At 68.8% G+C, this 9,309-nt stretch carries 17 protein-coding genes; 7 read left to right on the plus strand and 10 right to left on the minus strand.

What is annotated here, in order from left to right; translation table 11 throughout:
* Nucleotides 1-11 precede the first annotated feature (11 nt).
* From Aple_RS02835 to Aple_RS02845, 3 genes are read right to left on the minus strand one after another with little or no spacing between them, the layout of a single operon-like run.
* Nucleotides 12-338: a DMT family transporter gene (locus Aple_RS02835; RefSeq protein ID WP_155342812.1), complete on the minus strand. Its 327-nt coding sequence runs from the start codon at nt 336-338 to the stop codon at nt 12-14.
* Nucleotides 335-685, minus strand: coding sequence for a DMT family transporter (locus Aple_RS02840; RefSeq protein ID WP_155342813.1), 351 nt, complete (start codon nt 683-685; stop codon nt 335-337). Before Aple_RS02840 ends, Aple_RS02835 begins: the two co-directional genes overlap by 4 nt.
* A complete protein-coding gene (locus Aple_RS02845; RefSeq protein ID WP_155342814.1) occupies nt 682-1,230 on the minus strand; it encodes a TetR/AcrR family transcriptional regulator in 549 nt (182 codons plus the stop codon). The genes Aple_RS02840 and Aple_RS02845 overlap by 4 nt, the downstream gene beginning before the upstream one ends.
* Nucleotides 1,231-1,333: 103 nt before the next feature.
* On the opposite strand from Aple_RS02845, the gene Aple_RS02850 reads away from it, so the two are divergent.
* Both Aple_RS02850 and Aple_RS02855 read left to right on the plus strand, forming a co-directional pair.
* Nucleotides 1,334-1,783 (plus strand): hypothetical protein, encoded by a 450-nt coding sequence (locus tag Aple_RS02850; protein WP_155342815.1) that lies wholly within the window; start codon nt 1,334-1,336, stop codon nt 1,781-1,783.
* 216 nt (nt 1,784-1,999) lie between these two features.
* Entirely contained in the window at nt 2,000-2,317 is a 318-nt protein-coding gene (locus Aple_RS02855) for a DUF952 domain-containing protein (RefSeq protein ID WP_155342816.1), read from the plus strand.
* A gap of 52 nt (nt 2,318-2,369) precedes the next feature.
* On the opposite strand, the gene Aple_RS55420 is transcribed toward Aple_RS02855, so the two are convergent.
* Nucleotides 2,370-3,110: a DUF2786 domain-containing protein gene (locus tag Aple_RS55420; RefSeq protein ID WP_170321255.1), complete on the minus strand. Its 741-nt coding sequence runs from the start codon at nt 3,108-3,110 to the stop codon at nt 2,370-2,372.
* Nucleotides 3,111-3,502: 392 nt separating this feature from the next.
* On the opposite strand from Aple_RS55420, the gene Aple_RS55425 reads away from it, so the two are divergent.
* From Aple_RS55425 to Aple_RS02875, 4 genes are all read left to right on the plus strand, one after another.
* Complete coding sequence (locus Aple_RS55425; protein WP_281361513.1) at nt 3,503-3,625, plus strand: hypothetical protein; 123 nt, start codon at nt 3,503-3,505, stop codon at nt 3,623-3,625.
* Between the two features lie 103 nt (nt 3,626-3,728).
* Nucleotides 3,729-4,124 (plus strand): DUF3224 domain-containing protein, encoded by a 396-nt coding sequence (locus Aple_RS02865; RefSeq protein WP_155342818.1) that lies wholly within the window; start codon nt 3,729-3,731, stop codon nt 4,122-4,124.
* A gap of 120 nt (nt 4,125-4,244) precedes the next feature.
* On the plus strand, nt 4,245-4,571 hold the full coding sequence (locus Aple_RS02870; protein WP_155342819.1) for a hypothetical protein: 327 nt from the start codon (nt 4,245-4,247) through the stop codon (nt 4,569-4,571).
* A gap of 147 nt (nt 4,572-4,718) precedes the next feature.
* On the plus strand, nt 4,719-5,159 hold the full coding sequence (locus Aple_RS02875) for a hypothetical protein (protein ID WP_155342820.1): 441 nt from the start codon (nt 4,719-4,721) through the stop codon (nt 5,157-5,159).
* Nucleotides 5,160-5,181: 22 nt separating this feature from the next.
* Here the strand turns inward: Aple_RS02875 and Aple_RS02880 are convergent, their stop codons facing one another.
* From Aple_RS02880 to Aple_RS02900, 5 genes are all read right to left on the minus strand, one after another.
* Nucleotides 5,182-6,030, minus strand: a complete 849-nt coding sequence (locus tag Aple_RS02880; protein WP_155342821.1) for an ABC transporter permease — start codon at nt 6,028-6,030, stop codon at nt 5,182-5,184.
* Nucleotides 6,027-6,953, minus strand: coding sequence for an ABC transporter ATP-binding protein (locus tag Aple_RS02885; RefSeq protein WP_155342822.1), 927 nt, complete (start codon nt 6,951-6,953; stop codon nt 6,027-6,029). The genes Aple_RS02880 and Aple_RS02885 overlap by 4 nt, the downstream gene beginning before the upstream one ends.
* Nucleotides 6,954-7,163: 210 nt before the next feature.
* Complete coding sequence (locus Aple_RS02890; protein ID WP_155342823.1) at nt 7,164-7,325, minus strand: hypothetical protein; 162 nt, start codon at nt 7,323-7,325, stop codon at nt 7,164-7,166.
* A 30-nt stretch (nt 7,326-7,355) separates the two neighbouring features.
* On the minus strand, nt 7,356-7,862 hold the full coding sequence (locus Aple_RS02895) for a Clp protease N-terminal domain-containing protein (protein WP_155342824.1): 507 nt from the start codon (nt 7,860-7,862) through the stop codon (nt 7,356-7,358).
* Between the two features lie 2 nt (nt 7,863-7,864).
* The gene (locus Aple_RS02900; RefSeq protein WP_155342825.1) at nt 7,865-8,095 is read right to left on the minus strand and encodes a hypothetical protein; all 231 of its coding nucleotides are present in this window, start codon (nt 8,093-8,095) and stop codon (nt 7,865-7,867) included.
* Between the two features lie 126 nt (nt 8,096-8,221).
* Here Aple_RS02900 and Aple_RS02905 point away from each other — a divergent pair, with 126 nt between their 5' ends.
* Nucleotides 8,222-8,617 (plus strand): type II toxin-antitoxin system VapC family toxin, encoded by a 396-nt coding sequence (locus Aple_RS02905; protein WP_155342826.1) that lies wholly within the window; start codon nt 8,222-8,224, stop codon nt 8,615-8,617.
* Nucleotides 8,618-8,869: 252 nt separating this feature from the next.
* On the opposite strand, the gene Aple_RS51770 is transcribed toward Aple_RS02905, so the two are convergent.
* A partial coding sequence (locus Aple_RS51770; protein ID WP_170321256.1) for a hypothetical protein occupies nt 8,870-9,309 on the minus strand: 440 nt, incomplete at its 5' end.

Below are 9,309 nucleotides of genomic sequence, written 5' to 3' on the forward strand. Positions count from 1 at the left end.
ATACGGCGCCGTCAGTGGGCGGCTCCGAGTTCGATGAGCAGGACGCCGGTGACGATGAGGCCGATGCCGAAACCCATGACCCTGGTGAGAGGCTCGTGGAACAGGATCCGGGAGGCGAGCGCGGTCAGGGCGACTCCGGAGGCGGCCCAGATGCCGTAGGCGATGCCCAGGGCCAGCCCGCCGTCCAGGGCCAGGGTGAGGAAGACGAAAGCGGCCAGATAGCCGGCGACCACGACGATGAACCACTTCTTCGCGCCCTCGCGCTGCGCGGCCATCCGCAGCGACAAGGTGGCGCTGACCTCGGAGAGAATCGCGCCCGCCAGGAAGACCAAGGTCATGAGGTGGCTCCTTCCTCGCGGGCGTGCGCGGCCTGGGAGCCGAGTTCGACGCACAGGACGCCGCCGATGACCAGGACGATGCCGAGGCCCGTCGTCGCGGTGAGCGGGTCGCCGAAGATGACCGTCGCCAGGACGGCGGTGAGGGCGACACCGGAGGCACCCCAGATGCCGTACGCGACGCCGATGCCCATCCCCAGGCGCAGCAGAAAGGACAGCGCGACGAACGCGGCGATGTAGCCGACCGCCACGACGGCGAACCAGGCCGCGTGATCGAGGGCCGCGCGCAGCGAAAGCGTGGCGGTGACTTCGAGCAGGATCGCGGCGAGCAGCAGCAGCCATTTCCTCATGAGGCGGTCTCGACCTTCAGGAGCTCTTCGGTAACCGCCAGCAGGTGCGCGCGGTCCTGTGCCGGGACGGGGAAAACGTCGGTCGCGGAGGCCATCCAGTAGCCGTCGGCCAGGAGCCGCGCGGCCGTGAGCCTGCCCCGGGCCGGCCCCGGAAGGTCGTCGGGCAAGTCCAGCCACGGCTCGAAATGGCGCACCCAGGCCTCGGTGAGGGCGTCGCGGTACAGGGCGTCGAAGAAGATGGCGAAGTCCGCGCGATCGAACTCCCCGGTCAGCGCCACCTCGACGTAGGCCCGGATCCGCTGGTACGGCGAGGCCGTCTCCACCGGTTGCCCCAAATGGTCGAGCAGGAGCTCGTCCCACCGGGCGGCCACATGGTCGACGACGGCGAGCATCAGCGCCTCCTTCGTCGGGAAGTGGTACATCAGCCCGGGCTTGGTCAGCCCGACCTGCTTGGCCGTGGCGTCCAAAGTGATCGACCCGCCTCCTTCCGCGCGGAGCAGCTCGAGCGCGCCGTCCAGAACCCGCCGCTTCGTGTCTGTCGTCATGCATCGAACTTTACCATCCGGATGGTAAAGCACGAGCAGGGTCAGGGGCCGCTCAGGGACTTCCCCGATGCGACGAAAGAGAGCGGGGAAACAGGCTGAAGGCATGAACGAACCCACCCGACGCGAGGAGACACTGCTGGCGGGCGCCGCGCTTCGCGGCGCTCCCTGGAAGACCGCGGCCGCGGCCGCGGCCGCCGTCACCACGACCAGCCTGCTGCTGGGCCTGGCCACCGGGTCGGCCGACCTGAGCGGAGCGCTCTACGTGGGCATCACCCTGTTCTCCCTGATCTCGGGAATCGGGGCGATCTCCAAGCCGGACCGAGGGGACCAAATCACCCAGCAGACCCGCCGCTGGTCACTCCAGCACCCATGGCGCTTCGCGCTCTACCCAGCCGCCGGCTCGACCTTCCTGATGTACCCGGTCCAGCTCATCCTCGCCCGCGAAGGCGCCTTCGGAGCCGCCTGGGACGCACTCTGGGGCGGCGCCATGATCTATCTGATCACCGCACTACTCGCCCTCTCCATGCGCGGCCGCGCCTTGAAGGGCCACTAGCCACAGGCGGCCGAACATCGTACGAGCAGGTCGTCGAGGACATCGCGGCCTGGCGGGCTGAGCGCACATTGGAAGGGCGGGTTGGGGCTCGCGGGCCATACGCGGGAGGATCGGGCGGTGCACGGGAACGAGGAGACGCACCCAGGTCTATGCCTGGTACGGCGCGAGCACCCCTCCGTCATTCCGCACTGCGGACCGCACGCTAAAGTCCACGCCATGATCCTCCACCTGGCCCTCGCCTCCGACTGGGCGCACGCTCAGGCCAGCGGCCACTACCGTGTCTCCACCCTCGGCCGCACCCTCGAACAGGAAGGCTTCATCCACGCCTCCGCCGATCTCGCCCAGGCTCAGGGCGTCGCCGCCCGCTACTACACGACCGTCACCGAACCGCTGCTTCTCCTCCACATCCAGGAAGACCTCCTCGGCTGCCCCGTCAAACACGAAACCCCCGCCGGCAGCGACGAAACCTTCCCGCACATCTACGGCCCCATCCCCGTCACCGCGGTCACCGCCGTCACCCCATTCCAGCCCTGACCACCCATCCGGGCACCGGCGAGGCGGCAACCAAGCACCGACGCCCCTTTGGTCACCCCGTCTCCGGCCCAATCAACCCCGGCCGTCGCTGGGAACCCACGCGGGGGGCCTCCAAATCCGCTTGGTCGCCCGCGGCCCGCCCGTCCTCCCAGCCCGACCAATCCCGCAACCGCCGCCGCGCCCCACGCCGCACCCGCGGGAACATCTCCTCATACACCCGGCTCACCTGCGCCCGCCGATCCACCAGAACCAGCTCCGCCGACCGGCCGCCCGGCGCGCTCGCCGCGCTGTCGGCGGCCGCCCGGCGCTCCGCCTCACCCAGCCGTTCGCACACCCGATGCACGAACCCCGCCATCCAGCTCTTCCGGAAACTCACCGTCGCCAGCCCCTCCGGCGCCCGCACCCGCAACACCCCCGACCCCATCTGCAGGCACAACGACGTGAACAGCAGCTCCACCACCGCCAGATCCGACCCGAACCCCACCACCCGCACCACCGACTCCCGCCCCGACCGCCAGTAGATCGCCCGGCACCGCAACGCCGCCGCCACCCCCGCCAGCAGCGCCCGCCGATCCGCCTGGTACGGATTACCGACCGTGACCGTCAGCTGCCCCACCTCATCGGCCACCACCCCGGCGTCGGCCAGCATCGCCTGCTCGATCCCATACGCGGCCATCACCGCATACGCCTTCTCCAGATACACGGCCGCCTCGGTCGGATCCGTGCCCGGATGCTCGGCCACCGCCAGCAGCTTCCGCACCAACTCCAGCTTCCGCTCCGGGATGCCCGCCATCCCGCACCTCCTCCCGCCGACGACCATAGACTACGAACAGTGACCGACAATCCGCCGATGCCCGATGCCTTGGCCCCCCGCCCTGCACGACACCCTCGGCACCCCCGCCAACCCCCAGCGGCTCGGCAGCAGCCCACGCTCCCACATCTGGCGCATCGAACTCCACGGCCAGCCCGCCATCGTCAAACAGATCATCGGCGGCCCCGAACCCGGCCTCGACAACATGGACGCGGGGGAGCGGCACACCCGCGAGGCCACCGCCCTGCGCCTGGCCGCCCGCGCCCACCCTGATCGCCAGCGACCGCGCCCACCGCCTCCTCGTCCTGGAACAGCTGCCCAACCGGCGCACCGGCGCCGTCTCCGCCCGCGACCGCCTCACCCACCGGCTCACCGTGGCCGCCGCCTTCGACCACATGCCCGCCTTCGCCCACCTCTGCCAGAAGATGCACCAGCACGCCACCACCATCTGGCCGGGCCTGCGCCCCCTCCCGTCCCGGCTGATCACCTGGGTGTGAGCGCCGCAGCGACGTACGGAAGAAACGGCGCGAACGCCTTGAGCGGGGGAGTAGGCCCCGATACCTGACAGGAAGTGGCAGTCACCTCTGCCACGCTGGGCGCATGCACGCAACCGGAAGCTTCGAGATCACCGCCTGGGACACCCTCGCCACCGACGAGCGGGAAGGCGCCAGCATCGGCCGCAACCGCCTCACCAAGACCTTCCACGGGGACATCGCCGGCACCAGCGTCACCGAGCTGCTCACGGTCGCGACCGCGTCCGGGCCCGCCGCGTACACCGGAATCGAGCACCTCGAAGGCGTACTCAACGGCCGGAAAGGCACACTCGTCCTGCGGCACAACGGCGGCGCCGACGGCGATCGGCCCTGGCTCACCTGGATCATCGTCGAAACCTCCGGGACCGGCGAACTCACCGGCATCCACGGACAAGGCCAGATCGCCGTCGACGAGCAGGGCACGCACACCTTCACCCTCGATTACCAGCTGCCCGGCACGTGACCGGGGGAGCAGCCCCAACCCTTGATCAACAATCACCCAAACGGCGGCCCGCCGCCGGGCCTCCCGCCGCGATCGGAACCACGCTGACCACAGCAATCCCGATCAACGCGAAGGTTCACGATGAAACGCACGCTCCTCGCCCTGTCGGTCGCCGTCTGCACCGCACTGCCCGCCACCGCGCACGCCGCGGCCATCCCGCCGCCGGCGCCCGTCCCGGCCGTGAAAGCGCCCGTTCCGGCCCTCTCCGGGATCCCCAAGCCCAAACCGCCGGTCCCGCCGACATCAGTGCCGCGGCCGCCCAAGCCGATCCTGCCCGCCGGCGATCAGGAGCCCGACGCGCTCGCGATCCTGATCGCCGACCTCATCAAGGAACTGGGCACAGCCGTCAAGATCAAGATCGCCGAGAAGCTCACCGAACTCAAGGACAAGCTCGTCCTCGTCCCATAACGGGCTCTCGCCAACAATGCCCGGCTCCTCCTCGTTCCGCGCCCGCGGGACCGGAGGAGGAGCTCCTCCACCCCCAAAAAGGGTGCTACTTGACATAATGTTCATTATCGAGCAACAAGGCGGACGCGGAAACACTACGATCAAGCCATGTTTGGCATCGGAATCATCGAGCTCGTCGTCATTCTCGTCGTGATCGTGATCATCGCCGGCGTCATCGTTCTCGCCGCCCGCGCCGGAGGCCGACCCAGCGCCACCCTCGCATGGCGCACACCCGGATTCCTCCCACCCGTACCCGAGCACATCCAAGGCCGCATCCGCGAACTCGCCGCCGAAGGCCGCAAGATCGACGCTATCCGCCTCCTCCGCCAGGAAACCGGCCTCCGCCTCAAGGAGGCCAAAACCATCACCGACGCCATCGCCGCGGGCCGCTTCGTGCCCACGCCACCCGACCGCCCCGGCGCCGCCGACCTCGCCAGCCGCGTCCAGGAGCTCAAAGCCGCCGGCGACATTGAACAAGCCATCCTTCTCGTACGCGGCGAGACCGGCATGAGCCACGAACAAGCCGAAGCCTTCGTCTCCCTCATCTGAGCGCAGTCACATCTGAGCGCGGTCACATCACCCGCTGCATCGCCCGCTCCCGCCGCTCGGCCAGCCTCGACCCCGACTCCCGCCGAGCCATCCGCCGCAGCACGACCGGCGCCACCAGCAGCCCCAGCACCGCCCACACCCCCAGCACCCCGGCCGTCTCCAGGTGCCGCCACGACTCCCCGAGCTCCACCGCCACCGCGCCGTCCGGCAGCAGCGCCGACCGCATGCCCAGGCCGAGCCAGTAGAACGGGAACACCTGCGCCACCACCTGCACCCAGCCGGGCAGCGCCGCGATCGGATAGAAGATCCCGGAAATCGCCATCAGGCCGAGCACCGGCAACGTGATCAGACCCTGGCTCCGCGCGCTGGTGAACACCGACCCCAGCACCGCGCCGGCCGGCAACGTCGCCACCAGGCCGAGCGCCAGCACCCACAGCACCGTCAGCCACGAATCCAGGCCGCCCAGCACCAGCCCGGGAACGATGAACGCCCCGGGAATCACGAGGATCGCCAGATCGGCGACCAGGCCGCCCGACACCGACACCACCTTGCCGACCAGATAGCCCAGCATCCCGTTCGGCGTCGCCTTGGCCCGCAGCAGCGTCCCGTCCTCCCGGTCGGCCGTCAGCTGCTGGCTCATGCTCACGCTGCCCAGCGCCACGTTCATCCCCAGAATGCTCGGCAGGGCGAGCGTGCCCAGCAGCAGCCCGCTGGTCCCGAACGCCGTGTCCCGCAGCCACCACATGGCGGCCAGCATCAGCGCCGGCCAGAAGAAATGCGCCCACAGATCCGCGCCGTTGGTGAACGATTGCCGCAACTCGATCAGCCCGCGGGACCAGCCCGCCCGGATCGCCCCAGCAGCCGGATTCATCGGACCGCCCCTTCCCGTGCCTGAATGTCGCGTGCCTGCGAGGATTCGGCCTGGCGTACCAGCGCCAGGTAGGTCTGCTCCAGCGACGCCCGGTGGACTTCGAGCTCGGCGATCGCCTCGCCGTACTCCTGGAAGAGACCGCGTACGAACGCCGTCGAATCGGTTGTCGAGCGGGTGAAACCCTGGCCGTCGCAGGTCCAGCGCACCTCGTCGGCGCCGACGATCCGCCGGGCCAGGTCGGCCACCGAGCCGTCGGCGATGATCCGCCCGCCGTTCAGGACGATGATGCGGTCGGCGAGCTTCTCCGCCTCGTCCAGATCGTGCGTGGTGAGCACGATGGTCGTCTCGTAGGCGCCGGCCAGGCCACGTACCAGATCGTGGAACTCGTGCCGGGCCTGCGGGTCGAAGGCCGCGGTCGGCTCGTCCAGGAACAGCAGCTCGGGACGGCCCGCCAAGCCGATCGCCACATCCAGGCGGCGGCGCTGGCCACCCGACAACGTCTTGATCTTCTTGCCCGCCTGACCGGTCAGGCCGACCGCCTCGATGAGCTCGTCGGCGTCCCACGGCCGCGGGATCTCCTCGGTGGAGAAGGCGGCGTAGTAGCCGCCGAGGTGCGCGAGCAGTTCACGCACCCGCCATTTGCCGTGGTCACGCCACGACTGCAGCACAACTCCGACCCGGGCCCGCCACCGCTCGTCCCCATGCGCCGGATCCACGCCGAGCACCGCGACCCGACCCGCCGACCGCATCCGGAAACCCTCCAGGATCTCGATCGTGGTCGTCTTACCCGCCCCGTTCGGCCCGAGCAGGGCCAGCACCTCACCGTGACGGACCTGGAAGGTAACGTCATGCAGGATGTCGTTCACGCCGTAACGCATGCGCAAGCCCTCGACATCCAGCACTAATTCCTGACTTATCGCCATCTTCACCTCTCATGTGATTGGCGCCCCGGCAACGAGGCACACCGACAACAGGACATGGCGCACCGGGCACCTAAGGCACTTGAATGCCGCCGCGGACCATCCGCTCAATGGGCACGACGGAGCACTCCGACAGCACGGAAATTTCTGCATGGGAGTTCTGTGAAGCCATATCGAGGCTTCAGCTGACGCGTTCGAGGTCGCGTAACGTCGTCAGACCGAGGTGCGCCAGGAGGTCACGCCAGGTGGCGATGCCCCCGCGTCCGCCACCTGCGTCGAACCGGCGTCACCGCCACGTGCATCGCCGTCGGCCAGGGCATCGCCCTCGTCTCCTGGCACCGGTACGGCGAGAACCATCACCCGCGTGAACAGCACCAGGCAACGGCGAACCGCTGATCATGCTGGTCAATTGTCCTTGGCCGCTCCTGGTCGCCCCTCGTCCTCGACGGCGACCGACTCCAGAACGCGCGCCATCAGATCACCCTGGTCGACGCCGGCCAGCGCAAGGGCACGTGGCACCGTGCCGACCTGCGCCTGCAGGATGCCGAGAAGCAGATGCGCCGGACGCAGATTCTTGGGCACCCCGTATTTGAAGCTGCGTTCGAACACGAGCTTGGCCGACGCCCCCAGATGCGTCGGGCGTTTCCGATCGGGGCTCGCCCGTGGCAGATCGAAGGCCGCCGCCGACACTCCGGCCGCGCCCAGACTGTGCTCGAACTCCCGGTCCAGCGCGTCGCGGATGGCCTGATGGTCGAGCCCGGCCGAGGCCAGAACCCGGTGCGCGCCGGTTCCCTCCAGAGCGGCGATCCCCAGCAGGAGATGCCGCGCCTCGATCGTCGCCGACCCCTCCTGCAGGGCCTCGTCCCCTCCCTGCTCGATGAGCGTACGGACATACTTATGGAACACGGTCATCGTCAGCGCCTCCTCAGCGTGACGCCCGCGGCGATGAGCCGCTTGGCATGCTTCTTGTGGACGGCCTGGCGCGTCACTCCGAGCGCCTCGGCGACCTGCGGCCAACTCCAGCCCGCCCGCATCGCCTGCTCGACGGCGGCGTCCTCCATCTGATCGGCCAGGCGCCGCAACGCCGCAACGGCCGCCAGCGCATCGGCGGGCTCCTGGGAAACGGGAATCTCAACAGCGGGCATGTAAGCAACCCTAGTTGACTAATCCCGGATTAGTCAACACGAGTTGCTAATCGGGCTGTTTGGCCAGGACATCCCGTACTGTGAGGCAGGCCCTCCATCCCATGACACAGAGGAGCCGGCCCGCCAATGACCAAGTACGTGATCGGTCCCGACGTGGCCCTTCACCTGGCCCGCGATGAGGCCGTGATCTCCGACGAGCACCGGCTCCTGGCGCCGGCACTTCTTCGCTCGCAGATGCTGTCCCTGCTCTACCGAGCGGTACGCCAGGGTGAGCTGACCAAGAAGGACGCCGATCGCCAGCTCAATTACGTACGCGCGCTACGGATCCGGCTACTCGGAGACCGCGTCCTTCAGAACGTCGCCTGGAAGATCGCCGACGAGCTCGACTGGCCCGACACGCTCGACGCCGAGTACGTCGCACTGACCCGGCTCCAGGCCGACGCCCTCATCACGCTCGACGCGAAGCTCGCCCACGCCGTGAAGGACCTGGTGACGATCGCGCCCATCGAAGCACCGTCCTGAGCAATAGGAACAAAACTACCGATACCAGACAGAAGGTGAATTCTGTCTGGTATCGGAAAGGGGTTCTCAAGGAATGATCAAACGCCGTCCTGCCGGGCCCCGTCAGCCGCTGGGTCTTCCGAGCGGCACTCCGATGGAAAGGAATCCGGTGAACGCCTCCCACGTGGCGGCTTTGAGGCATGCCGCTCGGCGGTGGCGACCGCAACGCGACTCCCGCTCGCGTCTGGTCACGCTGGAGCGGGCGTTGCCGCGCTAGCGGATGGCGCGAAGATCAACGATGATCATTTTGTTGTTCAGGCGGTAGGAGTACAGGTCGGTGTGGTGGGAGAGTCCCCGGCGGGCCAGACCGTCCCCCACGCCGCGCTGGCCCACGAGGCCGGCCTGGCCGGTTTTCAGATCCACCAGGGCGATGGCCATGACCCGGTGGCCGGTCCCGTATACCCGCAGGATGGTGAAGCGGTCCTGGGCGATGGTGGCGCTCTGGGTCTCCATGGATGGGAGCCGTCGCTGAGCCGTGCCGTCCCGCGACTGGGTGGCTCCGTTCTCGTTGTGGTTTCCGGGGAGGGGGCCCATGCAGCGAGTGAGGCCGCAGATCCAGGAATGGGTGTCTGGGGGGACGACGGCGGTTCTGGTCTCGCCGGTCTCGATGTTGAGGAGTTCGCCGAAGGTGGGGCGGTTGGCGGTGGGTGGGC

The sequence above is a fragment of the Acrocarpospora pleiomorpha genome (assembly GCF_009687885.1).
Classification (GTDB): domain Bacteria; phylum Actinomycetota; class Actinomycetes; order Streptosporangiales; family Streptosporangiaceae; genus Acrocarpospora; species Acrocarpospora pleiomorpha.

Excerpts from the sequence above, each read along its gene's own strand:
- Aple_RS02845 (WP_155342814.1), bottom strand. The coding sequence starts at position 1,230 with ATGACGACAGACACGAAGCGGCGGGTTCTGGACGGCGCGCTCGAGCTG.
- Aple_RS02850 (WP_155342815.1), top strand. The coding sequence starts at position 1,334 with ATGAACGAACCCACCCGACGCGAGGAGACACTGCTGGCGGGCGCCGCG.
- Aple_RS02840 (WP_155342813.1), bottom strand. The coding sequence starts at position 685 with ATGAGGAAATGGCTGCTGCTGCTCGCCGCGATCCTGCTCGAAGTCACC.
- Aple_RS55420 (WP_170321255.1), bottom strand. The coding sequence starts at position 3,110 with ATGGCGGGCATCCCGGAGCGGAAGCTGGAGTTGGTGCGGAAGCTGCTG.
- Aple_RS02885 (WP_155342822.1), bottom strand. The coding sequence starts at position 6,953 with ATGGCGATAAGTCAGGAATTAGTGCTGGATGTCGAGGGCTTGCGCATG.
- Aple_RS02900 (WP_155342825.1), bottom strand. The coding sequence starts at position 8,095 with ATGCCCGCTGTTGAGATTCCCGTTTCCCAGGAGCCCGCCGATGCGCTG.
- Aple_RS02865 (WP_155342818.1), top strand. The coding sequence starts at position 3,729 with ATGCACGCAACCGGAAGCTTCGAGATCACCGCCTGGGACACCCTCGCC.
- Aple_RS02870 (WP_155342819.1), top strand. The coding sequence starts at position 4,245 with ATGAAACGCACGCTCCTCGCCCTGTCGGTCGCCGTCTGCACCGCACTG.
- Aple_RS02855 (WP_155342816.1), top strand. The coding sequence starts at position 2,000 with ATGATCCTCCACCTGGCCCTCGCCTCCGACTGGGCGCACGCTCAGGCC.
- Aple_RS02895 (WP_155342824.1), bottom strand. The coding sequence starts at position 7,862 with ATGACCGTGTTCCATAAGTATGTCCGTACGCTCATCGAGCAGGGAGGG.
- Aple_RS02880 (WP_155342821.1), bottom strand. The coding sequence starts at position 6,030 with ATGAATCCGGCTGCTGGGGCGATCCGGGCGGGCTGGTCCCGCGGGCTG.
- Aple_RS02905 (WP_155342826.1), top strand. The coding sequence starts at position 8,222 with ATGACCAAGTACGTGATCGGTCCCGACGTGGCCCTTCACCTGGCCCGC.
- Aple_RS02835 (WP_155342812.1), bottom strand. The coding sequence starts at position 338 with ATGACCTTGGTCTTCCTGGCGGGCGCGATTCTCTCCGAGGTCAGCGCC.
- Aple_RS02875 (WP_155342820.1), top strand. The coding sequence starts at position 4,719 with ATGTTTGGCATCGGAATCATCGAGCTCGTCGTCATTCTCGTCGTGATC.